The organism is Ruegeria sp. CE8, from assembly GCF_056537465.1.
In genome coordinates, this window is the sequence record NZ_JBQFRP010000003.1 from 364281 (window position 1) to 386872 (window position 22592).

Below are 22592 nucleotides of genomic sequence, written 5' to 3' on the forward strand. Positions count from 1 at the left end.
AAATGGCAGTAGGCATCTTTGATTCTGGATTGGGCGGTCTGACCGTCCTGAACGCCGCACAGAAACGTCTGCCTGACGTGGATTTTCTGTATTTTGCGGACAGCGCGCACGCGCCATACGGGGTGCGGGACGCCGAAAATATTTATGACCTGACGCGCAAAGCCGTAAACGAGCTTTGGAACCGCGGCTGTGATCTGGTGATTCTGGCCTGCAATACCGCCAGCGCGGCGGCTCTGCGGCGTATGCAGGAAGAAGGTGTGCCCGAGGGCAAGCGTGTTCTTGGTGTATTCGTGCCTTTGATCGAGGCGCTGACCGAACGGCAATGGGGCGACAACAGCCCGCCGCGCGAGGTCGCGATCAAACACGTGGCCCTTTTCGCAACGCCGGCGACGGTTTCCAGCAGGGCTTTCCAGCGCGAGCTGGCTTTTCGCGCCATTGGCGTGGACGTTGAGGCGCAGGCCTGCGGTGGTGTGGTTGATGCCATCGAAGATGGTGACATGATCCTGGCCGAGGCGTTGGTGCGGTCCCATGTGGATGCGCTGAAACGCAAGATGCCGGAACCGCAAGCGGCCATTCTCGGCTGCACGCATTATCCGTTGATGGCTGAAACCTTCCAGCAGGCTCTTGGTCCGGATGTTCAGGTGTTCAGCCAAGGCGATCTGGTGGCTGAAAGTCTTGCCGATTACCTGCAAAGGCACCCGAATATGCAGGGCAACGGGCAAGGCGGTTTTCTGACAACTGGAAAGCCGGATTTCGTCAGCGACCGGGCGACCCAGTTTCTCCGACGACAAATCTCGTTCGAGGCAGCCTGACTTAGGTCAAGGACTGAGCCTGTCTGATTCCGTAAATCAACGACCGTCACATCGGCGGTCGAACTCTGTGACACACCCAAGCAAGAGGTCTGACATGACGCACAAAATCGCAATTCTGGGCGCATCTGGTTACACGGGCGCCGAATTGGTGCGGCTGATCGCCGAGCACCCGAATATGGACATTGTCGCGCTGTCCGCCGAGCGTAAGGCAGGCCAGTCCATGGCTCAGGTTTTTCCGCATTTGCGCCATATGAACCTGCCTGACCTCTGCAAAATCTCCGAGATCGATTTCTCGCAGATCGATCTGTGTTTTTGCGCCCTGCCGCACAAGACCAGTCAAGAGGTCATTCGGGACCTGCCCAAGACGCTGAAGATCATTGACCTGTCTGCTGACTTCCGTCTGCGCGACCCGGAAGAGTACGAAAAATGGTACGGAAACCCGCATGCCGCACTGGAGCAGCAGGAAGAAGCCGTCTATGGCCTGACCGAGTTCTACCGGAACGAAATCCGGACTGCCCGGCTTGTCGCTGGCACCGGTTGCAACGCGGCCACAGGGCAGTACGTGCTGCGCCCATTGATCTCTGCCGGTGTCATTGATTTTGACGACATCGTTTTGGACCTGAAATGCGCGGTATCCGGGGCAGGGCGGTCACTAAAGGAAAACCTGCTGCACGCGGAACTCAGCGAGGGCTATAATGCCTATGCGATCGGCGGAACCCATAGGCATCTGGGCGAATTCGATCAGGAATTCTCGGCACTGGCCGGTCGGCCTGTGCATGTGCAGTTCACGCCACATCTGATCCCGGCCAACCGGGGCATTCTGGCGACAACCTACGTCAAAGGCGATGCTGTAAGCGTGTATGAGACGCTGGCCAAAGCCTATGAAAACGAACCTTTTATCCAGATGCTACCGTTTGGCGAAGCACCCTCGACCCATCATGTGCGGGGATCGAACTTCTGCCATATCGGCGTGGTTGGCGATCGGATCGAACGTCGCGCCATCGTAATCGGTGCGCTGGATAACCTGACAAAAGGTAGCAGTGGGCAAGCCTTGCAGAACGCCAACCTGATGTTAGGTGAAGATGAAACTCAGGGGCTGATGATGGCCCCTCTATTCCCGTGAGGACGGTATGAAAACGCTCAAGAAACGTCGTCGAATTCAGGTCATTGTGCTGGCAGCGGTTGCTTTGGCATTGTCCACGGCGTTGATTGGGTACGCGATGCGGGATGGCATCAACTTTTTTCGCTCGCCCAGTCAGGTGATCGCTGAGCCGCCCAAACCGACCGAGGTGTTCCGGATAGGCGGGCTTGTCGAAGAAGGCTCGATCATTCGCGGTCAGGGGGAAACGGTGCATTTCGTCGTGACCGACGGCGGTGAAAGCGTGCCTGTCGCATTTACCGGTGTTTTGCCGGACCTGTTCTCAGAAAACCAGGGCATGGTTGGCACTGGTTCATACGTGAACGGTGTCTTTGAAGCCACTGAAATCCTGGCAAAACACGATGAAACCTACATGCCGAAAGAGGTGGTGGACGCCCTGAAAGAGCAAGGCGTTTACCAAGAGGCCGACGAAGGCTGAGCTAGGAATAGTTCCAACATCTAAACAGGGCGTTGCGTGCAAAAGGCATGCAGCGCCCTTTTCGATTCCTCGAAGTTAGGATTTTTGTCTGAGCCTTCGCCCAACCACATGCGGAGGGTACGATGCAGACGGTTCGGCAAATTGCGACTGAAATCGTGGGGCGCGAAGGCGGGTTCGTTGATGACCCGGACGATCCGGGCGGCGCGACCAAGTATGGCGTGACCGTTCACACGATGCGGCGACTGGGTCTGGACCTGACAGGGGACGGCACAATTGATAAATCGGACGTGCGACGTCTAAGTCAGCCTCAGGCAGTCGATATCTTTGTCCGGCACTACTTTGAGCTTCCGCGCTTGGGATTACTGCCCTCCGCGATCCAGCCATCGGTTTTCGACATGTATGTCAATTCCGGCTCTCAGGCCGTTCGTATTCTTCAGCGACTGCTACAACAAATGAACTACGAAGTCGCCGTTGACGGAGTTGTCGGCCCTCACACCGCCCAAGCGTGCCAAAACGCTACGCGGCCGGACCCGGTAACGTTTCGAGACGCTTATGGAATCGCGCGGCGCAATTACTACTTTCGCCTTGCGGATCGCAGGCCGTCTTCCCGGAAATATGCGCGAACAAGGGCAGGCGGAAAAGGTGGCTGGATACGACGCGCCGAAGAGTTCGTGTCGCCGTCCTATCATCTGAGTGATGAAGAGTTCAAAAGGAGGATTTCGGGGTGGGATTGATCTCGGGTGTGCTGGCGTTTTTATTTGGTAGTAACCGTAATGTCATCCGTGAAACCGTTGAAGTATTTCGGGAAAACTCGGAAAATGGGGCCGAGCGAAATCTGGTGGTGCGACAGCAGGCGGTTAGCCAGTTCGGGGCCGAATTCCAGGGAGCGACGAAAAGCGCGTTCGACCGGTTTGTCGACGGTCTCAATCGTCTGCCGCGGCCTGCAATGGCGCTTGGAACGCTTGGGCTCTTCGTTGCGGCGATGGTCGACCCGATCTGGTTTTCTGCGCGGATGCAGGGAATCGCCTTGGTGCCAGAGCCATTGTGGTGGCTTCTTGGGGTGATCGTGTCCTTCTATTTCGGTGCCCGGCATCAGGCCAAAGTACAGGAGTTGCAGAGGGAAATTTCGGCTACGATGGCCCGTACACCGAAGGTTCTCAGGAATCTGCAGGCATTGGAGGATATGCGGGTTGAACCCGTCGGCTTGGCCAGCCCAGGTTCGGACGTGAGTTTGGCCGAAGACGCCACGCAGCCTGACGCGAATCCGGCGCTGGAGGACTGGCGACGCATTAGATCAGGCTGACCCGCGACACTATGTTCGCCGAATAAGGGCGAAAGTGATTGGTGCTTGCCTGGCAACGGGATTATATCCGGAGCCATGATTACAGAACTTGGCCACTTTGCCCTGATCCTCGCTTTTCTCGTCGCCATTGTGCAGGCGGTCGTGCCTTTGATCGGCGCAGCCAAACGGTGGACCGGGTGGATGACGTTTGCGGAACCTGCCGCAATTGTTCAGTTCCTTTTGGTTTCGTTCTCGTTTGGCGCGTTGGTCTGGGCTTTCATTACGTCAGACTTTTCGCTGAGAGTGGTTGTCGAGAACAGCCATTCCGCCAAACCAATGCTCTACAAGATCAGCGGCACATGGGGGAATCACGAAGGCTCGATGCTGTTGTGGGTCCTGATCGTGTCGTTGTTCGGCGCGATGGCCGCGTTCTTCGGCGGGGGCTTGCCGCCGACCTTAAAAGCCCGCGTGCTGGCCGTTCAGTCGGCTATTGCGGTGGCCTTTTTTGCGTTCATCCTGTTCACGTCGAACCCGTTTGATCGATTGATCGTAGCGCCGTTTGATGGGCGCGACCTCAACCCGTTGTTGCAAGACCCGGGTTTGGCGTTCCATCCACCGTTCCTGTATCTGGGTTATGTCGGCCTGAGCATGGCCTTCAGCTTCGCCGTGGCGGCCCTGATCGAAGGACGCGTGGATGCGGCTTGGGGCCGTTGGGTGCGTCCTTGGACATTGGCGGCGTGGGTCTTTTTGACCATTGGTATCGCCTTGGGGTCGTGGTGGGCTTACTACGAGCTTGGTTGGGGTGGCTTTTGGTTCTGGGACCCGGTCGAGAACGCCTCGTTCATGCCATGGCTTCTGGCCGCTGCTCTGTTGCACTCCGCTATCGTGGTCGAAAAACGCGAAGCTTTAAAAAGCTGGACCATCCTTTTGGCGATCATTGCATTTGGGTTCTCGCTTATCGGAACTTTCATCGTTCGTTCGGGACTGCTGACTTCGGTTCACGCCTTTGCCAATGACCCAGAGCGCGGCGTTTTCATCCTGTTCATTCTGGTGATCTTCATCGGCGGCGCGCTCACGCTTTTTGCGGCTCGCGCGCAAGCGATGGAGGCCAAGGGCGTATTCAGCATGGTCAGCCGGGAAAGCGCGCTTGTTCTGAACAACATCCTGCTGGCCGTCAGTTGCTTTGTCGTGTTCTTCGGCACGCTGTGGCCGATGGTGGCCGAGATGGCTTTTGACCGTAAACTCTCGGTCGGTGCGCCGTTTTTCAACGCAGCCTTCACGCCCTTCATGGTCGCATTGGGGATCGCCTTGCCAATCGGGGCCATGCTGCCCTGGAAACGTGGTAAACTGGGTAAGACAGCGTATTCACTGCGCTATGTGTTCGCGTTGGCTGTTGCGCTGGCCCTGTTGGTTTGGGCTATGCAGACCGGCCGCAGCGCCCTTGGTCCTGTTGGCCTGTTCCTTGGCGCTTGGATCACTTTCGGTGCCGCGGTGGATTTGTGGAGCCGGACGGGTCGCAAGGGCAACTTGAAGCGCTTGTTCCGCCTGCCCGGAGCTGATTGGGGCAAAGCCGTCGCTCATACCGGCTTAGGCGTTACCATCTTTGCGATCGCCGGTTTGACCGCGTGGGAAGTCGAAGACATCCGGGTAGCGCAAAAAGGGCAGTCATTCGAAGTGGGAGAGTTCACTCTGACTCTAGAAGGCGTCCGCGAGGTCGAAGGTCCGAACTATTTCTCGACGATGGCCGATGTGCGGGTCGAAAAGAACGGCCGCCCGATGAAAACGCTGCATCCTGAGAAACGCAACTACCCGGTTGCCCGGATGCCCACGACGGAGGCCGCGATCGACTATCGCTTTTTCGGTGACCTCTACGTCGTGATTGGTGACCAGCAGGCTGACGGTGGTTGGGTCATGCGGACCTACATCAAACCACTTGCAAACTGGATCTGGGGCGGGTGTATCCTGATGGCTCTGGGAGGGTTCCTGAGCTTGTCGGACCGCAGGTTCCGGGTCGCGGCAGGCGCGCGCAAAGCGCCGACTGGTGGAGTACCGGCTGAATGAAGCGTCTGATCCTGATATTCGCTTTGATCGCTTCGCCTCTGTTTGCGGTGCAACCGGATGAAGTTCTGGATGACCCGGTTCTGGAGCAGCGCGCACGCGATCTGAGTACGGGTCTGCGATGTCTCGTCTGCCGGAACGAGAGCATCGATGAAAGCAACGCCGAACTTGCCCGCGACCTGCGCCTGCTGCTGCGCGAGCGTTTGGTCGCCGGTGACACGGATCAAGAGGCCATTGCATATATCGTGGACCGTTATGGCGAGTACGTGCTTCTGAAACCGACCACTACAGGTTCAAATCTGATGCTATGGCTGGCTGGTCCGATCATGCTGCTGATCGCCGCTGCAATGGGCTGGAACTTCTTGCGCAAACGGTCTCAGGCCGTTGGAAAAGAAACCAAAGACAGCCTGAGCGAGGACGAAAAAGAACGTCTGCGCCAGATTCTTGACGACTGACCTACCGTCCGTCTTTCCCTTCGTCACTAATTGAGTCAGGGTTCCCCCATGTCGTGAGCATGGGGAGAGGACTGCATGGACTATGAGGCTATACTGCTGGATATCACTGACAATTTGGCAGTGGTCACTCTGAACCGGCCCGACAAGATGAATGCGTTGACAGCGCAGATGCGCGCGGAGGTCACTCATGCGATGACACATGCGGCCCGCCATGTCCGTGCAATCGTGTTAACCGGGGCAGGCAATGCGTTTTGCTCTGGCCAGGATCTGGGGGATTCCTCCAGCACCGGCAAGATCGATCTGGAACGGACCCTGCGCGACGAATACGATCCGATGCTTGAATCGATCTATAGTTGCCCGGTCCCAACCATTGCTGCCGTAAACGGACCAGCTGCCGGGGCAGGGGCCAACATCGCGCTTAGCGCAGATGTGGTGATTGCCACAGAAAGCGCTTACTTTCTTCAGGCCTTCTCGCGCATTGGCCTGCTGCCCGACGCTGGCGGCACCTGGTTTCTGCCGCGCCAGATGGGCTTTGCCAAAGCAATGGGTGCTGCTTTGTTCGCCGAAAAAATCAGCGCGCGGCAGGCTGATGAATGGGGCATGATCTGGGAAGCCGTAGCGGACGATGAATTCGACGCACAATGGCGCAAGAGGGCTGCGTATTTGGCCAATGGGCCGACAACCGCATTCGGCGCGATTAAGCAAGCGATCCGTGGGACCTACGACAATACGCTACCGCAACAACTGGCGATTGAGGCGCATCTGCAGGGCGATTGTGGCCGGTCACGTGACTTTGCCGAAGGCGTGGTGGCCTTTATGGAAAAACGCCCCCCGAAATTCGAGGGGCGCTGAGCGACTTAAGCGCGGCGGCGGCGGCGGGAGCGCCGCTCGGGCACTGCCGCGTCATCTTCTGTTCCGTCTGACGCCGAGGAGAATGGGCCCAGAGCGTCTGTAATCTGATCCAGGGTCGGCCGTGTTCCGCGGCTGGTCGTGTCCAGAGCCTCACGCATTTTGCGCAGGTGGTCCGGCATGGTGCCGCAGCAACCGCCGATGATTTTGGCGCCGGCATCTCGCGCCATGGCTGCATACTGTCCCATCAACTCGGGCGTACCATCATAGTGGATGTGGCCATCCACGTATTTCGGAATTCCGGCATTACCCTTTGAAATCACCGGGCGTTCCGTGCCCTGCGCCGCAAAACCGAGCACAGTGCGCAGGATGTCCGATGCGCCGGTTCCGCAGTTCGCACCAAAGGCGATGGGCGGGTTGGGCAAGGTTTCAACCAGTTGCGCCAAGTCCGCCGAGGTGACACCCATCATGGTGCGTCCGGCGGTGTCAAAGCTCATGGTGCCGCACCAGGGCATGTCGGCCAGTGCAAAGGCTTCGGCCGCAGCCTTGAATTCCTCGGGCGCGCTGATCGTTTCCACCCACAGAACGTCCACGCCACCTTCTTTGAGCGCTTCGGCTTGCTCATGAAACATCTCGACGGCACCGGCATGTGACAGGCTGCCAACCGGCTCCATGATTTCCCCGGTCGGGCCAACGGAACCTGCAACAACCACGGTGTGTCCGGCCCTGTCGGCCACTTCGCGACCCAGTTCGGCCCCGATCCGGTTCAGCTCTCCGACACGGTTCTGAGCGTCATGCAATTTCAAGCGCGCCGATGTACCGCCAAAGGTGTTTGTCAGAAACAGGTCGCTGCCCGCGTCAACTGATCCTTGGTATAGCGCGCGGATCTTGTCCGGGGCATCGACGTTCCAAAGTTCAGGAGCGTCACCCGATTGCAAACCCATGTTGAACAGATTCGTGCCCGTGGCGCCATCGGCCAGCAAAGCGTCTTTTGATTCCAGAAGTTTATTGAGCGCGTTTGTCATGGGGTATTCCCAAAAAGCCAATTTTGGCCGTTAAAAATATAGACGCCCCGTGTCTCATGACCGGGGCATCAAATCAAATTCATAAAACTCATGAAGATCATGAGTTGAGTAATTTACGTTACTCGGTCTCGGTCATAACCTGTGTTTTGGCTTCGGGCAGCAGTTCGGCCAGTTTGGCGCGGACTTCGTCGTCGGAAGACAGTGAACCCAGATCGCCCGAGACTTTGCGCACGACGTCCTCGTGACCGGCTTCTTCAAAGTCGGCGATTACCACGGTTTTGGCGTATGCTTCTGCTTCTTCGCCGGACTTTCCCAGCTTTTCCGCGGCCCAAAGGCCCAGCAATTTGTTGCAGCGCGCTTCGACTCTGAACCGCATTTCTTCATCATGGGCGAATTTGGCTTCAAAAGCTTGTTCACGTTCGTCAAAAGTGGTCATTGGTTGGGGACCTCATGGATTACATCTTCTTTACTGATGATATGACTATAGGTGCGCCCCGGTGCAAGGGATTTGCGCTGCGTCAAAGCCTCTCGGCCTACTGAACTTGCGGGAAAGGGGGGCTTAGACTATGAGGGCGCCAACGCGAAGGGACTCATTCCCTCGCCCCGGACTGGAAAGGTCGCTCATGGCGCGTCGCAAGAAAATCTACGAAGGTAAGGCCAAGATTCTGTATGAAGGCCCTGAACCGGGAACCATCGTGCAGTATTTCAAGGATGATGCCACCGCGTTCAATGCGGAGAAAAAGGACGTCATTGACGGCAAAGGGGTTCTGAACAACCGCCTGAGCGAGTTCTTCATGACAGGCCTGAACCAGATTGGAGTGCCCACGCACTTTATCCGCCGCCTGAACATGCGTGAGCAGCTGGTGCGCAACTGCGAGATCATTCCGCTTGAGGTGATCGTGCGCAACTACGCCGCCGGCTCGATCTCGAAACGTCTGGGCATCGCGGAAGGCACGCAGCTGCCGCGTCCTATTGTCGAGTATTGCTACAAAGACGATGCGTTGGGTGATCCGCTGGTGACCGAGGAACACATCGCCGCCTTTGGTTGGGCCAGCCAGCAGGACATGGACGATATCCTCAGCCTCGCTCTGCGTGTGAACGACTTTATGAGCGGTGTGATGTTGGCCGTCGGTATTCGGCTTGTAGATTTCAAGATCGAGATCGGCCGCGTGTTCGACGGAGACTTCCAGCGCTTGATCGTGGCAGATGAGATCAGCCCTGATAGCTGCCGTCTGTGGGATATCGAAACCGGCCGAAAGCTGGACAAGGACGTATTCCGCCGGGATCTGGGCAACCTGACCGACGCATATTCCGAGGTCGCGCGCCGTCTGGGCGTTTTGCCCAAAAGCAACGTGAACAAACCCACGCTGATCAACTGATCATTCGCAGGGCTAACAATTTTACGAAAGCGCCGCCGGGAAACCAGCGGCGCTTTTTCTTCACGCAGTGAAATTGACAGCTTGATCAATTGTCTCACATTGTCGGGTTAGATTATCGGATGGTGACCTAGGCAATGGCTGAATTATTCGACCAGGCGGTTTTTCTTAAATTTCTCGCGGCCCTGTTGGCTATTTTTAATCCGCTGTACGGGATTCCCATCTTTCTGAGCATGACCGAAGGGTACACACCGGCCGAACGTAAACGTGTGGCGCTGGTCGTGACAGGTACCGTTGTGACGGTCGCTTTGATCGCTGTACTGATCGGCGAAGAAATCCTTGCCGTTTTTGGCATCGATATTCCGTCGTTTCGCATCGCGGGCGGCCTGATCATTCTGGGCGTTGGCATGTCGATGCTGAATGCGTCCGACCGGCCGCAGGGCGATAAGAATGCGGTCGAAGAGGGCACAAGGAAGAAAAGCAATATCGCCGTGGTGCCCTTGGCCATTCCGCTGACAATCGGTCCGGGCACGATTGCGACCACCATTGTATTTGCTCATACGTTGTCCGATGGGGCCGAGATCGTGACTTTGGGTTCGGCGGTTCTGATCGCCTGCGCCATCGTTGGGCTGGGGCTTTTGTTTGCCGACCCGATTTCGCGGTTCTTTGGTCCGACTATGATCAACGTGATCACGCGGGTGATGGCGATCATTCTGGTGGCTGTGGCCGTCGAAATGGTCCTGACCGGCACCTTCAATGCAATCGACAAACATTACCCGGGACTTTCAGGCGGCAACTGAGCAAATACCAACTGCGTCAAACTGCGTGCTGACAAGGGTTGTCGAACGCCCTTTGGCACGTTATCCCCCGCGCAACGGAACGGGCCGGAAACATCGGTCCTCAGCTGGAGTTGCGAGAATGAAAGCACGTGTGCATGTGATGCTCAAGAACGGGGTTCTGGACCCGCAGGGTGAGGCAGTGCGTCACGCATTGGGTGCCATGGGCTTTGATCAGGTCGAAGGTGTGCGTCAGGGCAAGGTGATTGATCTAGAACTGGCCGACGGCGCGACCGAGGCGGACATCACCGAGATGTGCGAAAAGCTGCTGGCCAACACGGTCATCGAACGCTACGAAATCGAACTGGTCTGAACCCAACACCGGAGGGCCCGCCATGCGCGCAGCTGTCATCGTATTCCCCGGGTCCAACTGTGACCGGGATCTTGCCGTCGCTTTTGAACAGGCGGGTTTTCAGGTCGAAATGGTCTGGCACAAGGATGCCGCGCTGCCTGAAGGCGTGGACATCGTAGGTGTGCCGGGTGGCTTTTCCTACGGGGACTACTTACGTTGCGGCGCGATCGCCGCGCAGTCGCCGATCTGTAAAGCCGTCGTCGATCATACCGAGCGCGGTGGTTATGCTGTCGGGATCTGCAACGGATTTCAGATTCTGACCGAAACCGGAATCCTTCCGGGTGCACTGCTGCGAAACGCGGGTCTGAAATACATCTGCCGAACTGTCGGCCTTAAAGTGGAAACCAGCGATAGCGCGTTTACCGAAGGCTATAATGCAGGCGATGTCATCGGTATCCCGATCGCGCACCACGACGGCAACTATTTTGCGGATGATGCCACGCTATCCAAACTGCAGGATCAGGACCGGATCGCATTCACCTATACCGAGAATCCGAATGGCTCGGTCGGCGATATCGCCGGTATCCTGTCCGAAAACCGTCGGGTGCTGGGAATGATGCCGCACCCCGAACGTGCGGCGGATGAAGGCCACGGCGGAACCGACGGGACGGCATTGTTCCGCGCATTGTCGGGTGTTCTCGCACCAGCGTGACTTGAGCTTGCGAACCAGCCCGCGTAACTTCCCTGGATGAGTTCCGAAGATCGCTCAGTCTGGTCCTTTCTGACAAAACCATTTCGCGGCGCGCCATTGGGTTGGCGGCTGCGTGTGGCGGTTTTGTTGCTGTTGATTGCCACGGTCACGACGGTTTACGTCACTAACCGGCTGTTAACAGACCGTTTTACCGAATCCACCCGTAACCGGGCCGAACTGCGCCTGGCGTTGTATTCCGGAAACCTGCTGAGCGAATTGCGCAGAAATGCCATTGTTCCGCAGCTTTTGGCGCGCGATCCCATATTGATTTCCGCGCTGCAATCCAGCGACTATTCGCTGTCCAGTCAAAGGCTGATTTCTTTTGTCGAAGAAATTGGCGCGGCGTCTCTAATGCTGTTGGACAGCGATGGTCTTACCAGGGCGGCTACGGACAGAAACCGATTGGGCGAAGGACACCGCAGTTCCCCGTATTTTATTGATGCCGTCCGATCGAACTCAACGATCTTTACGGTCATCGAAAACAAGTCCGGCGGCTACAGTTTCGTCTATTCGCGACGCATAGACGCCAATGCCGAAATTCTTGGCGTCATTGTTGTTGAGGTTGACCTTCACAAGTTCGAACGAGCCTGGGCTGGGATTTCCGATGCGGTGATGGTTACGGATAGTACGGGCAACATCATCCTATCGACCGAACCTCAGTGGCGCGGCCTCGAGGAAAACGCTGCGATGCGTCGCCAGCCGCCACAAGGGGCCATTCAGCGGGCCATTCGCGCCACGACCGACTGGACCGCGCTGCCGCCAGACGCCTATTTGCAAGGCGAGGCGGTCATGCGTATGGAAACGCGCATCCCATTTCGGGGCTGGAAAATGACCTCGTTCACCACCTACGCGTCGATTCGTGAAAAGGTGAACAGCGTCCTCGCGCTCGAGATCATGGGCTTTGCGATTCTTCTGGCGCTGGCGTTCTACGCGCTGAGTCGCCGGGCCACGTTCCGTATGGCCCTGTTTCAGCGCGAGTCGGCAGAGCTTCGCGCATTGAATACTAGGCTAAAGCGGGAAATTGCTGAGCGTGAACGGGTTGAAAAAACGCTGGAAGTTGCCGAGCAGACGCTTGCGCAAAGCTCGAAACTGGCAGCGTTGGGTGAGATGTCGGCGGCGGTCAGTCACGAGCTCAATCAACCTCTGGCTGCAATGAAAACCTATCTGGCCGGGGCGCGTCTTTTGTTGCGCCGAAACCGGGCGGAAGAGGCGCTGGCCAGCTTTGGTCGGATCGACGGCCTGATTGAGCGGATGGGGGCGATTACTCGCCAGCTCAAATCTTATGCACGGAAGGGCGCGGATACGTTTTCCCCTGTAAACCTTGGCGAAGCGCTGGCCTCATCCCTGTCTATGATGGAGCCGCAACTGCGTCAGCGCCACGTCAAGATCACTCAGATCCTGCCGGATGAACCGGTCTTGGTCATGGGCGACCGGATGCGGATCGAACAGGTTATGGTCAACCTCTTGCGTAATGCGCTGGACGCCACCAAATCTGTATCAGAGCCGGATGTGGAAATTATCCTGGCCGCAGGTGATATGGCGGTTCTGACTGTGCGCGATAACGGGTACGGAATAGAAGACATCGAAAACCTGTTCGAACCGTTCTATACTACCAAACAGCCCGGTGACGGCGTTGGTCTGGGGCTTGCCATCTCATCCGGGATCGTGAACGACCATGGCGGACGGCTGACAGCACGCAACAGCCCGCAAGGCGGGGCGGTGTTTGAAATGCAGTTGCCGAGACTTGGAAGCGACGGCCTTGAGGCCGCGGAATAACGAGGAATGATTATGGCACAGGCCATGAAGATAGCCATTGTGGATGACGAACAGGACATGCGCCAGTCGATCAGCCAATGGCTGGCGTTGTCAGGTTATGACACCGAAACCTTTGCCAGCGCAGAGGACGCCCTGAAAGTACTGGGGCCGGATTATCCGGGCATCGTGATTTCGGATATCAAAATGCCCGGCATGGATGGCATTCAATTGCTGAAAAAGCTGATGGGTGCCGACAGCACGCTGCCCGTCATTATGATTACGGGCCACGGGGACGTTCCCATGGCGGTCGAGGCGATGCGTGTAGGCGCGTTCGATTTCCTCGAAAAACCGTTCAATCCTGACCGAATGTCCGAGTTGGCGAAGCGCGCCAGCAATGCGCGCCGGCTTACCCTGGACAACCGCGCTTTGCGGCGCGAACTGTCCGGCGGCACGCAAATCATGAACAAACTGATCGGCGCCAGCCCGGTGATGGAGCGCCTGCGTGAGGACATTCTGGATCTGGGGCAGGCGGACGGTCATGTTCTGATTGATGGCGAAACCGGTACTGGTAAGACGCTTGTTGCGCATGCCCTGCACGCAGTCGGCAGCCGTGCGGGCAAGAAATTCGTTCTGGTGTCCTGTGCGGCGCTGGAAGAAGAGGCGCTTTCGAAACGCCTGTTTGGCCCGATGATGCCGGAAGACGCACAACTGCCCGCGATCGAAGAGGCGCGGGGCGGCACCCTGGTGCTTGAGGACGTCGAGGCGCTGAGCGACACGCTGCAGGCCCGGTTGCTGAGCGTGATGAATGATCAGGGGACTCCGGCCGAAACACGGATCATCGCGATTTCCAATCTTCAGGAAGCTGGCAAGACCAGCGAAGATGTTCTGCGCCCCGACCTGTTCTACCGTCTGGCCGCGCTGCGGATCACGATGCCGCCGCTGCGCCAGCGCGGAGAGGACATTCTGACTCTGTTCACCCGTCTGAGCGAGCAATTCTCCGAGGAATACGGCTGCGATGCCCCTCAGGTGAGTGCGCAGGAAGCGGCGCAGCTGCTGCAGGCGCCCTGGCCGGGCAACGTGCGTCAGCTGATCAATATCGCCGAACGCGCGGTCCTGCAGTCCAGACGCGGATCAGGGACCATTGCGTCGCTGCTGATGTCCGATCACGAGGAAATGCAGCCTGTCATGACGACCGAGGGCAAACCGCTCAAAGAATATGTCGAAGCGTTCGAACGGATGCTGATCGACAATACAATGCGGCGCCACAAGGGCTCGATCGCGTCCGTGATGGATGAATTGTGCCTGCCGCGCCGGACATTGAACGAGAAGATGGCGAAATACGGGCTTCAGCGCTCGGATTATCTGTAACAATAGAGAGGGGGCCAGCCCCCTCTTGAGCCTGCGGCTCAATTCACCCCCGGGATATTTTGGGCCAGATGAAGCGATCCCCGGGGCCTTGTGTTGATCTTCTCGCAGTTTGCCCATTGTGTTTTCCACAGGACTGCTTTTATTGTGTCCGAACGGGCAGGGCTAATTCGCGCCCAAAAGTCCCGAATCTTTGAGTTTCGCTGTTCTGCCGCTGATGGTGATCAATCCCGCATGGCAAAGCAGACCGATTGTGCCCCGAACGGGGCAGTTGAACGCCTGAGCCCGCAAGAGCGGGCGAAAGGAATAAATGGGCAGGCGGAGGTATTGACCGCGCCTGTCGGAGAAGAACCGCGATGACGCGCGCGCAACGACTGAGTATACGGGCAGGGGGCCACAGCGCCAGACCCTGCCGCGCGCCGTCCGATATCGCCCTGACAAGACACCACCCCAAAAGCGCCTGTCCTCCCGGACGGGTAAGGACAACGCATTTGGCGCGGTGCACCAAGGACACATGGCTAAGAAAATGCTTATCGATGCCACCCACGCGGAGGAAACCCGCGTCGTGGTGGTTGACGGAAACAAGGTCGAGGAGTTCGATTTTGAATCCGAAAACAAACGTCAGCTTGCTGGCAACATCTATCTAGCAAAGGTAACGCGGGTCGAACCGTCCCTGCAGGCGGCCTTTGTGGATTATGGCGGGAACCGCCACGGGTTCCTGGCGTTCTCAGAAATTCATCCGGATTACTATCAGATCCCGGTCGCCGACCGCGAAGCGCTGATGGAAGAAGAGCGCGCTTATGCCGAGGCGATGAAGGCGCGCGATGAGGCCGATGAGGCGAAGCCGAAAAAACGTCGGTCTCGTTCGCGGACCAAGGCCGCAGATGTGAAATCTGATGATGCCGTGGAATCGATCGAGGTTTCCTCGGAACCCACCGGCATGGAAACCATAGATCTGGATGAAGGCGAAGAAGGTGCTGACGTTGCAGTGCCTGAAGGAACGTCTCCTGCGGATCACGTTGCTGAAACGCCGGTTGAAGAGCCTGTCGACGAAGAGGAGACCTCGGACGCGCAGATTGAGGCAGAAGCGGTCGTAGACGCCGAAACTGAGGTCAGCCCTGAGGATGAAGGCGCTGCGGCTGAGGTTGAAGTAGGAGCTTCGGAACAGGCTGATGAAAGCCCGGCGGAAGCTGCTGAGGAAAAGCAGGCCGACGTAGAAGAGGCGTTGGCTGAAGCAACTGACGAATCCGAAGATACGTCTAGCGAAGCTGAGGCTCCGTCGGAAGAAGATGAAGCCTCTGAAGACGTGTCGTCTGAGGATGACGAAAAGTCTGAGGACGAGGCCCGGGCTGACGCAACTTCTAAGGATGACACGATCGAGTCTGTTGCGGACGAAGATGACAGCGAAGACATTCGCCCGATGCGCAAGCCGCGTCCACGCCGGTACAAGATCCAGGAAGTCATCAAGGTCCGTCAGGTCTTGCTGGTCCAGGTTGTCAAGGAAGAGCGTGGTAACAAGGGTGCAGCCCTGACCACCTACTTGTCGCTGGCGGGTCGGTACTGCGTTCTGATGCCGAATACCGCGCGTGGTGGAGGGATCAGCCGCAAGATCACCAACGCGCCTGACCGTAAAAAACTCAAGGAAATAGCGGCGGATATCGATGTACCGACAGGTGCCGGTCTGATTATCCGGACCGCCGGCGCCAAGCGTACTAAATCCGAGATCAAGCGCGATTATGAGTACCTGCAACGCATGTGGGAGCAGATCCGCGAACTGACGCTGAAATCGATTGCGCCAGCGAAGATTTATGAAGAAGGCGATCTGATCAAGCGTTCGATCCGCGATTTGTACAACCGCGAGATTGATGAGGTTCTGGTCGAAGGTGAAGGTGGTTACCGCATCGCCAAAGACTTCATGAAAATGATCATGCCTTCGCATGCCAAGAACGTAAAACGGTATGAGGACGCGCTGCCGCTGTTCGCACGCTATCAGGTGGAAAGCTATCTGGCTGGGATGTTCAATCCGACCGTTCAGCTGAAATCCGGTGGCTATATCGTGATTGGGGTGACCGAAGCGCTGGTTGCAATCGACGTGAACTCTGGTCGGGCGACCAAAGAGGGTTCGATTGAGGAAACTGCGCTCAAGACGAACCTTGAGGCCGCCGAAGAGGTGGCCCGTCAGCTGCGGTTGCGCGATCTGGCGGGGCTGATCGTTATCGACTTTATCGATATGGACGAGCGCAAGAACAACGCGGCCGTCGAAAAGCGTCTGAAGGAAAAGTTGAAAACCGACCGGGCGCGCATTCAAGTTGGTCGCATCTCGGGCTTTGGCCTGCTGGAAATGAGCCGTCAGCGTCTGCGCCCTGGTATGTTGGAGGCGACCACACAACCTTGCCCGGCGTGCCACGGCACCGGCCTGATCCGTTCGGATGACAACATGGCGCTGACCATCCTTCGCCAGATTGAGGAAGAAGGAACGCGTCGCCGTTCGCGCGAGGTTCTGGTGCGCTGCCCGGTCAGCATTGCCAACTTCCTGATGAACCAGAAACGCGAACATATCGCTCAGATCGAAGCGCGTTACGGTCTGTCCGTGCGTGTCGAAGGCGACGTGCACCTGGTCAGCCCTGATTTCTCGATGGAGAAGTTCAAGACCGCCAGCCGGATCGTACCCGAGGCCACCGCGCCGGTGGTCTCGGTCGATGCGTCTTTGATGGATCTTGTCGACGCCAGCGAAGAAGAGCAGGCCGAAGAAGACTCCGTTCAGGCCGAAGAAGAAACCAAGCCCAAGCGTAAGCGCCGTCGCCGTCGTCGGAAAAAGAGCAATGGCTCCGGCGATACTCCTGAGGTAAGCGCCGAAGAGGGTGAAGCTGTTGCAGCTGAGGCTTCGGAAGAGGCTAAGGACGAATCGACGGAAGAAGCTGAGCCTGAGGGTGACGCCGCCGAAACTGCAGAAGAGGAAAAAGCTGCTAAGCCCAAACGCCGCCGTGCGCCGCGTCGCAAGAAGAAAGACGCGGAACCGGTTGAATCCGAGGCGGAAACCGCCGCTGAGGACGCTCCGGAAGAAGTTGCGACCGGTGAGGAGACCGTAGCGGTCGAGGAAACCGTAGTTGTGGAAGTGACGGCTGAGGCGGTTGACGTTGCTCCGGCCGAAGAAGCTTCGCTGGAAGTAGTTGAAGAAACTGCCGCAGAGGTGGAACAGGTTGAACTAGAGGTCGAGCTGCCTGAACCTGAAGCACATGTTTCAGCCGAGTCTGAGGCTGAGGTCGAGCAAGCAGCGGACGAACAGCCCGAACCCGTGGCTGCAGCTGTCGCTGATGAATCGCAAGAACCCGCAGAAATCGCTGCTGAGGAAACTGCTGAGCCTGTTCTAGAGGTTGTCGCCGAAGAACCTGAGCAGCCTGCTAAGCCTAAACGGCGCGGCTGGTGGTCGTTGGGTCAGTAACAAGAAAAGGCGGGCCAAGTGCCCGCCTTTTTCTTTTGGAAATGTATCAGTCGGATTTTTGGATCAGATAGACTTGATGTCCGTCTGCGTCTTCCTGAGACAACAGTCGATGACCGCTTTCAGAACAGAAATGTGGAACATCAATGATGGCGGCCGGGTCATCTGCCAGCACGCGCAGAACGGCTCCGGCTGGCATGGATTTCAGACGTTTGCGCGCTTTGAGAACGGGCAAGGGGCACAGCAGACCCAACGCATCGAGAGTTTCTGGCGGATTTGACATATGGGTCAGATATTTCGACTTTGTCGCAGTGTCCAGCACGCAACCACGAGGATGTGACTGAATGGCCCCGTGACGTCGCCGGTTACATGACATATGTGCTGAGGCATGTTCGGAATTGAAATCATAGACGCGGGCCTGCTGCCTGCCATGTTCGTCGCCATGTTAGGCGGGCTCATCAGCTTTTTGTCGCCCTGTGTTCTGCCCATCGTTCCTCCGTATCTGGCATATATGAGCGGTGTGACGATCAATGAGATGCAGGATCAGGCCCAAGCGCGGCGCAAGGCAACGCTGGCTGCGCTGTTCTTTGTTCTGGGCCTTTCTACTGTGTTTTTGCTTCTGGGGTTCACGGCCTCGGCCTTCGGGGCCTTCGTTCTGCAGAATCAGGTTCTGTTTGCGAAGGTGTCCGGCGCAGTGGTGATCGTCTTTGGTCTGCACTTTCTGAACGTCATCCGCATTCCCTTTCTTGATCGCGAAGCGCGGATCGAAACCGGCGACTCAGGGGGATCGGTGTTTGGCGCCTATATTCTGGGTCTTGCTTTTGCGTTTGGCTGGACACCGTGCATTGGTCCTCAGTTGGGCGCGATCCTGTCTTTGGCTGCGTCCGAGGCATCGGTGGCGCGGGGAACGCTGCTGCTGGGTGTTTACGCGGCGGGCTTGGGCATACCGTTCCTTCTGGCAGCGATGTTCCTGAACCGGTCGATGACCGTGATGAACCGGATCAAGCCTTACATGGGCACGATCGAAAAGGTGATGGGCGGCTTGCTTTTGTTCGTCGGCATCATGTTGATCACCGGCCTGTTCACTGAGTTCAGCTGGTGGCTGTTGGAAACCTTCCCGGCGCTTGCGAATTTCGGATGATCTGCTGATCTGACTTACCTTGACGCTCAGGCTGCGTTAACCTGCGCCGCAGAAGGTAAGGCTATGAGCAGTCAGAATAATCAACCACGGGTGCGGAAACGCCGGGTGTTCTATATTCCCGGCTACGACCCGATTCATCCACGGCGCTACCGCGAGCTCTATAGAACCGAAGGCGGTGTTCAGGCCGATGTTTCTGGTTATCAAATAGCAGTTTCGGCAAAGTCCGGCGACGGCCCTTATGGCTGGCACGTCCAATCGCATCAGGATGGTTTGGACGTTGTGGCCGATGTTGAGGTCCTCGTCTGGTCCGATATCGTCCGCGAGAGCATGTCGAACTCGATACCCGCTACCTATCTGCAATTGATTCGAACCGCGTGGATTTACATCTCCACTGGAACTTTGTGGCGGCTGATGCGGTTGCGAAAAGGGCCAGTAATCGCAGCGCTGTACCCGGTTTGCATGTTATTGGCGCAGCTTATGCTGGCGATAGGGTTGGCATGGGTTGTGTGTTTGCTTTTGTTTCCGGTTCTCGGTTGGCTCGGTGTGGTCCCAGCCGTTGCTATGGCTTTTGGGCTGACGCGTTGGTTTCGGAAAATCGATAACCGGTTGTTCGCCTATTACCTGATGCACGACTATGCTTATTCCGCTGAACTGCGTGGGGCGATGTCACGAGAGCTGCGCCAGCGCCTGAAAACGTTCAGCGCCCTGATCCGAGACGCGCTGCATTCCGATGTCGACGAGGTTTTGGTCGTTGGGCACAGTTCAGGTGCCCACCTGGGCGTCACCGTACTGGCCGACGTAATCCGAGAGGATGGCCCTTATGCAAATGGCCCGCAATTCTCGTTTCTCACGTTGGGGCAGGTCGTGCCCATGGTTTCCTTTCTACCAGATGCGCAGGATTTGCGCGCGGATTTGCAATTCCTGTCCACGCAGGATTGTCTGGCTTGGGTGGACGTCTCGGCCCCCGGTGACGGCTGTGCCTTTGCCCTGTGTGATCCGGTCTCAGTCAGCGGTGTTGCGACCGATGAAAAAAAGTGGCCCCTGGTTCTTTCAGCAGCCTTTACTCAGACCCTGTCTCCAGAGCGTTGGCGGAGCTTGCGCTGGCGTTTTTTTCGGCTGCATTTCCAGTACCTTTGTGCGTTTGATAACCCCGGTGGTTACGACTATTTCCGCATTACGGCGGGAAGCCAGACACTAGGGCAACGGTTTCAGGATAGGACGCCGTCGAAATCCCGGGTGGAAAAGCCGGTGTCCAAGTATCAATCGGTGAAAGCATGATCCCACCCAAGCCCAAGCCGCGCCCGGATAAAGTGTCGCTTTGGCGATATATAAAGCTGTTTCGCAAAGACATCCTGTCCGCCCAACCGCAAAGACTGTACCGCGCGTGGATGGCCGAATTCCGCACTCCGTTCTTTCGATCGTATCTGATAAACCAGCCAGAACTCGTTGAAACAGTTCTAAAAAAACGCTCCGTTGACTTTCCGAAGTCCAATCGTATCAGTGAGGGGTTGCGCCCATTGCTGGGAAACTCGGTATTCCTGACGAACGGAGAGACCTGGAAACGGCAGCGCAGGATCATTGACCCGGCTTTTGAAGGTGGTCGGCTGAAGGATACGTTCTCGGCCATGCATGCGGCCGGTCAGGCCGCAGTGGAGCGTTTACGTCCGCAGGCCGGCGAGGTTCTGGAGTTCGAAGAGGTCACCAGTCATATCGCGGCTGATGTCATCTTCCGAACCCTGTTTTCTGTTCCTATCGACAATGAGATTGCCGCGAAGGTGTTTGACAAGTTTCGCAGTTATCAGCGTGCACAGCCAATACTGAACGTGGCGGCGTTTGTCCCGTTGCCCAAGTGGCTGCCACGGCTTCATTCTCGGAACACGAGGAAGAATGCAAAAGATATCAAAAGGTTGATTGCGCAGCTTACAGCCGAACGCTCGGACCTGATTGCCAGGGGTCAGGCGCCCGATGATCTTGCGACCAAGATAATGACGACGCACGACCCCGAAACCGGACGCGCGTTTGATACCCGGGAAATGGTTGATCAGGTCGCGATCTTCTTCCTCGCCGGGCATGAAACCAGCGCATCCGCTTTGGCCTGGACGCTCTATCTGATGGCTTTGTACCCAGAGTGGCAGGAAAGGTTGGCGGACGAGGCATCTGCGCTGGACGCTGCAAGTTTTGCCGCGATGTCGCGCCTCAAGCTCAGCAGGGATGTGTTTCGCGAAGCACTGCGCCTTTACCCGCCTGTCCCGATGATGGTGCGCGAGGCCACGTGCCCTGAGCGTTTTCGCGACAGAGATATCGCAGAAGGTTCGCAAGTGGTAATCAGCCCCTGGCATTTGCACCGACAAGAACGGATTTGGGACAGGCCGGACGAGTTTGACCCAACGCGTTGGAACACCGAGAATGGCAAGTCCTGTCAGCGCATTGCCTATATCCCTTTTTCGGCTGGGCCGCGCGTGTGCACAGGCGCTGGTTTTGCGATGATCGAAGGGCCACTGCTTTTATCGATGCTGCTGCGAAACTTCCGGTTTGAGCTTGTTAAGGGCCGAACGCCAGTTCCGGTCGCCCATCTCACGGTTCGATCCCAAGACGGAATTTGGTTGCGCTTGGTTGAGCGCTAACAAACTACCATCGCCCTACGCCTTGCTGTATGCGATTGGAAAATGCGGAATCATATTAACGGGAAAGTCTTATGTCCTTAGCAGAACAGCGCGCGCAAATGTCCAACGGTGCAGGCTTCATCGCAGCACTGGATCAAAGTGGTGGCTCGACGCCCAAAGCGCTGGCGCTTTATGGGGTGGACGCATCGGAATACAACTCGGACGAAGAAATGTTCGGTGAAATCCAGAAGATGCGCGCGCGGATCATTCTGGCGGATGACTTCACTAAGGACAAAGTAATCGGAGCGATCCTGTTTGAACGCACGCTGGGCGAGCAAATTGACGGCCGCAAGGTCGCGGATTACCTGTGGTCCGTCAAAGGTATCGTACCTTTCCTCAAGATCGACAAAGGTTTGGAAGACGAAGCGAATGGCGTTCAGATGATGAAGCCGATCCCAGGTCTGGCCGAAACACTGGCCAAGGCCGAAGGCGTTTTCGGCACTAAGGAGCGTTCGGTTATTCATGATGCAAACGCCGAAGGCATCGCGGCCGTTGTCGCGCAGCAGTTCGATGTCGCGCTTGAGGTTGTTGCCGCCGGCATGGTTCCGATTGTTGAACCCGAAGTGAACATCAACTCGGCGACCAAAGCCGAAGCCGAAGACATCCTGAAGGCCGAAATCCTGAAAAACCTCGACCAGTTGGACGAGGGGCAGGACATCATGCTCAAGCTGACCATCCCCAGCCAGGCCAACCTGTATGATGAAGTGGCTGATCACCCGCGTGTCCTGCGCGTTGTCGCGCTGTCCGGCGGTTATTCGACCGAACAGGCGTGCGATTTGCTGGGTCAGAATGGCAAGATGATCGCGTCCTTCTCGCGTGCATTGACCGAAGGTCTGTCAAAGCAGCAGTCGGATACAGAGTTCAATGCGGCTCTGGGCGGCAATATCGACAAGATTTTCCGCGCGTCTGTCTAAGC

22 protein-coding genes are annotated in these 22592 nt (G+C 57.2%); 19 read left to right on the forward strand and 3 right to left on the reverse strand.

Features of this window, described 5'->3' with window-relative positions; genetic code table 11:
* Positions 1 to 2 precede the first annotated feature (2 nt).
* From murI to ACR0AA_RS07475, 8 genes are all read left to right on the forward strand, one after another.
* Positions 3 to 812 (forward strand): glutamate racemase, encoded by an 810-nt coding sequence (gene murI, locus ACR0AA_RS07440; RefSeq protein WP_480661560.1) that lies wholly within the window; start codon positions 3 to 5, stop codon positions 810 to 812.
* Between the two features lie 94 nt (positions 813 to 906).
* Positions 907 to 1935 carry an N-acetyl-gamma-glutamyl-phosphate reductase gene (gene argC, locus ACR0AA_RS07445; protein ID WP_480661562.1) on the forward strand — a complete coding sequence of 343 codons (1029 nt, stop codon included), beginning with the start codon at positions 907 to 909 and terminating at the stop codon, positions 1933 to 1935.
* A gap of 7 nt (positions 1936 to 1942) precedes the next feature.
* Positions 1943 to 2389, forward strand: a complete 447-nt coding sequence (gene ccmE, locus ACR0AA_RS07450; protein WP_480661564.1) for a cytochrome c maturation protein CcmE — start codon at positions 1943 to 1945, stop codon at positions 2387 to 2389.
* A gap of 122 nt (positions 2390 to 2511) precedes the next feature.
* Positions 2512 to 3123 (forward strand): holin-associated N-acetylmuramidase, encoded by a 612-nt coding sequence (locus ACR0AA_RS07455; RefSeq protein ID WP_480661566.1) that lies wholly within the window; start codon positions 2512 to 2514, stop codon positions 3121 to 3123.
* Positions 3114 to 3692 (forward strand): holin family protein, encoded by a 579-nt coding sequence (locus ACR0AA_RS07460; RefSeq protein ID WP_480661568.1) that lies wholly within the window; start codon positions 3114 to 3116, stop codon positions 3690 to 3692. Before ACR0AA_RS07455 ends, ACR0AA_RS07460 begins: the two co-directional genes overlap by 10 nt.
* A gap of 75 nt (positions 3693 to 3767) precedes the next feature.
* Entirely contained in the window at positions 3768 to 5732 is a 1965-nt protein-coding gene (locus ACR0AA_RS07465) for a heme lyase CcmF/NrfE family subunit (protein ID WP_480661570.1), read from the forward strand.
* A complete protein-coding gene (locus ACR0AA_RS07470) occupies positions 5729 to 6184 on the forward strand; it encodes a cytochrome c-type biogenesis protein (protein ID WP_480755762.1) in 456 nt (151 codons plus the stop codon). Before ACR0AA_RS07465 ends, ACR0AA_RS07470 begins: the two co-directional genes overlap by 4 nt.
* A gap of 75 nt (positions 6185 to 6259) precedes the next feature.
* The gene (locus tag ACR0AA_RS07475; protein WP_480661574.1) at positions 6260 to 7036 is read left to right on the forward strand and encodes an enoyl-CoA hydratase-related protein; all 777 of its coding nucleotides are present in this window, start codon (positions 6260 to 6262) and stop codon (positions 7034 to 7036) included.
* Between the two features lie 5 nt (positions 7037 to 7041).
* Here the strand turns inward: ACR0AA_RS07475 and bmt are convergent, their stop codons facing one another.
* Complete coding sequence (bmt, locus tag ACR0AA_RS07480; RefSeq protein WP_480661576.1) at positions 7042 to 8058, reverse strand: betaine--homocysteine S-methyltransferase; 1017 nt, start codon at positions 8056 to 8058, stop codon at positions 7042 to 7044.
* 118 nt (positions 8059 to 8176) lie between these two features.
* Positions 8177 to 8494: a DUF1476 domain-containing protein gene (locus tag ACR0AA_RS07485; protein ID WP_480755764.1), complete on the reverse strand. Its 318-nt coding sequence runs from the start codon at positions 8492 to 8494 to the stop codon at positions 8177 to 8179.
* Between the two features lie 187 nt (positions 8495 to 8681).
* Between ACR0AA_RS07485 and purC the strand changes: the two genes are divergently transcribed.
* From purC to ACR0AA_RS07520, 7 genes are all read left to right on the forward strand, one after another.
* Entirely contained in the window at positions 8682 to 9437 is a 756-nt protein-coding gene (purC, locus tag ACR0AA_RS07490; protein ID WP_480661579.1) for a phosphoribosylaminoimidazolesuccinocarboxamide synthase, read from the forward strand.
* Positions 9438 to 9571: 134 nt separating this feature from the next.
* Positions 9572 to 10234, forward strand: coding sequence for a MarC family protein (locus tag ACR0AA_RS07495; RefSeq protein WP_480661581.1), 663 nt, complete (start codon positions 9572 to 9574; stop codon positions 10232 to 10234).
* Between the two features lie 118 nt (positions 10235 to 10352).
* Positions 10353 to 10583, forward strand: a complete 231-nt coding sequence (gene purS, locus ACR0AA_RS07500; RefSeq protein ID WP_170354098.1) for a phosphoribosylformylglycinamidine synthase subunit PurS — start codon at positions 10353 to 10355, stop codon at positions 10581 to 10583.
* 22 nt (positions 10584 to 10605) lie between these two features.
* Positions 10606 to 11274, forward strand: coding sequence for a phosphoribosylformylglycinamidine synthase subunit PurQ (gene purQ, locus ACR0AA_RS07505; protein ID WP_480661584.1), 669 nt, complete (start codon positions 10606 to 10608; stop codon positions 11272 to 11274).
* Positions 11275 to 11310: 36 nt separating this feature from the next.
* Positions 11311 to 13089: a sensor histidine kinase gene (locus ACR0AA_RS07510; protein ID WP_480661585.1), complete on the forward strand. Its 1779-nt coding sequence runs from the start codon at positions 11311 to 11313 to the stop codon at positions 13087 to 13089.
* Positions 13090 to 13101: 12 nt separating this feature from the next.
* Complete coding sequence (locus ACR0AA_RS07515; RefSeq protein ID WP_239335358.1) at positions 13102 to 14436, forward strand: sigma-54-dependent transcriptional regulator; 1335 nt, start codon at positions 13102 to 13104, stop codon at positions 14434 to 14436.
* Positions 14437 to 14947: 511 nt separating this feature from the next.
* The gene (locus tag ACR0AA_RS07520) at positions 14948 to 17875 is read left to right on the forward strand and encodes an Rne/Rng family ribonuclease (protein WP_480755770.1); all 2928 of its coding nucleotides are present in this window, start codon (positions 14948 to 14950) and stop codon (positions 17873 to 17875) included.
* 46 nt (positions 17876 to 17921) lie between these two features.
* Here the strand turns inward: ACR0AA_RS07520 and ACR0AA_RS07525 are convergent, their stop codons facing one another.
* Positions 17922 to 18155 (reverse strand): sulfurtransferase TusA family protein, encoded by a 234-nt coding sequence (locus tag ACR0AA_RS07525; RefSeq protein WP_480661590.1) that lies wholly within the window; start codon positions 18153 to 18155, stop codon positions 17922 to 17924.
* Positions 18156 to 18260: 105 nt separating this feature from the next.
* On the opposite strand from ACR0AA_RS07525, the gene ACR0AA_RS07530 reads away from it, so the two are divergent.
* The 4 genes from ACR0AA_RS07530 to ACR0AA_RS07545 all read left to right on the forward strand — a co-directional run bounded on the left by ACR0AA_RS07530 (position 18261) and on the right by ACR0AA_RS07545 (position 22590).
* The gene (locus ACR0AA_RS07530; RefSeq protein ID WP_480661592.1) at positions 18261 to 19013 is read left to right on the forward strand and encodes a cytochrome c biogenesis CcdA family protein; all 753 of its coding nucleotides are present in this window, start codon (positions 18261 to 18263) and stop codon (positions 19011 to 19013) included.
* Positions 19014 to 19076: 63 nt separating this feature from the next.
* A complete protein-coding gene (locus ACR0AA_RS07535; RefSeq protein WP_480661594.1) occupies positions 19077 to 20291 on the forward strand; it encodes a hypothetical protein in 1215 nt (404 codons plus the stop codon).
* The gene (locus tag ACR0AA_RS07540) at positions 20288 to 21637 is read left to right on the forward strand and encodes a cytochrome P450 (RefSeq protein ID WP_480755773.1); all 1350 of its coding nucleotides are present in this window, start codon (positions 20288 to 20290) and stop codon (positions 21635 to 21637) included. The genes ACR0AA_RS07535 and ACR0AA_RS07540 overlap by 4 nt, the downstream gene beginning before the upstream one ends.
* A 71-nt stretch (positions 21638 to 21708) precedes the next feature.
* Positions 21709 to 22590 (forward strand): fructose bisphosphate aldolase, encoded by an 882-nt coding sequence (locus tag ACR0AA_RS07545; RefSeq protein ID WP_480661598.1) that lies wholly within the window; start codon positions 21709 to 21711, stop codon positions 22588 to 22590.
* The last annotated feature ends 2 nt before the right edge of the window (positions 22591 to 22592 follow it).

Coding starts and splice junctions, on each gene's coding strand:
- murI (WP_480661560.1), top strand. CDS start 3: ATGGCAGTAGGCATCTTTGATTCTGGATTGGGCGGTCTGACCGTCCTG.
- argC (WP_480661562.1), top strand. CDS start 907: ATGACGCACAAAATCGCAATTCTGGGCGCATCTGGTTACACGGGCGCC.
- ccmE (WP_480661564.1), top strand. CDS start 1,943: ATGAAAACGCTCAAGAAACGTCGTCGAATTCAGGTCATTGTGCTGGCA.
- ACR0AA_RS07455 (WP_480661566.1), top strand. CDS start 2,512: ATGCAGACGGTTCGGCAAATTGCGACTGAAATCGTGGGGCGCGAAGGC.
- ACR0AA_RS07465 (WP_480661570.1), top strand. CDS start 3,768: ATGATTACAGAACTTGGCCACTTTGCCCTGATCCTCGCTTTTCTCGTC.
- ACR0AA_RS07470 (WP_480755762.1), top strand. CDS start 5,729: ATGAAGCGTCTGATCCTGATATTCGCTTTGATCGCTTCGCCTCTGTTT.
- ACR0AA_RS07475 (WP_480661574.1), top strand. CDS start 6,260: ATGGACTATGAGGCTATACTGCTGGATATCACTGACAATTTGGCAGTG.
- bmt (WP_480661576.1), bottom strand. CDS start 8,058: ATGACAAACGCGCTCAATAAACTTCTGGAATCAAAAGACGCTTTGCTG.
- ACR0AA_RS07485 (WP_480755764.1), bottom strand. CDS start 8,494: ATGACCACTTTTGACGAACGTGAACAAGCTTTTGAAGCCAAATTCGCC.
- purC (WP_480661579.1), top strand. CDS start 8,682: ATGGCGCGTCGCAAGAAAATCTACGAAGGTAAGGCCAAGATTCTGTAT.
- ACR0AA_RS07495 (WP_480661581.1), top strand. CDS start 9,572: ATGGCTGAATTATTCGACCAGGCGGTTTTTCTTAAATTTCTCGCGGCC.
- purS (WP_170354098.1), top strand. CDS start 10,353: ATGAAAGCACGTGTGCATGTGATGCTCAAGAACGGGGTTCTGGACCCG.
- purQ (WP_480661584.1), top strand. CDS start 10,606: ATGCGCGCAGCTGTCATCGTATTCCCCGGGTCCAACTGTGACCGGGAT.
- ACR0AA_RS07510 (WP_480661585.1), top strand. CDS start 11,311: ATGAGTTCCGAAGATCGCTCAGTCTGGTCCTTTCTGACAAAACCATTT.
- ACR0AA_RS07515 (WP_239335358.1), top strand. CDS start 13,102: ATGGCACAGGCCATGAAGATAGCCATTGTGGATGACGAACAGGACATG.
- ACR0AA_RS07520 (WP_480755770.1), top strand. CDS start 14,948: ATGGCTAAGAAAATGCTTATCGATGCCACCCACGCGGAGGAAACCCGC.
- ACR0AA_RS07525 (WP_480661590.1), bottom strand. CDS start 18,155: ATGTCAAATCCGCCAGAAACTCTCGATGCGTTGGGTCTGCTGTGCCCC.
- ACR0AA_RS07530 (WP_480661592.1), top strand. CDS start 18,261: ATGTTCGGAATTGAAATCATAGACGCGGGCCTGCTGCCTGCCATGTTC.
- ACR0AA_RS07535 (WP_480661594.1), top strand. CDS start 19,077: ATGAGCAGTCAGAATAATCAACCACGGGTGCGGAAACGCCGGGTGTTC.
- ACR0AA_RS07540 (WP_480755773.1), top strand. CDS start 20,288: ATGATCCCACCCAAGCCCAAGCCGCGCCCGGATAAAGTGTCGCTTTGG.
- ACR0AA_RS07545 (WP_480661598.1), top strand. CDS start 21,709: ATGTCCTTAGCAGAACAGCGCGCGCAAATGTCCAACGGTGCAGGCTTC.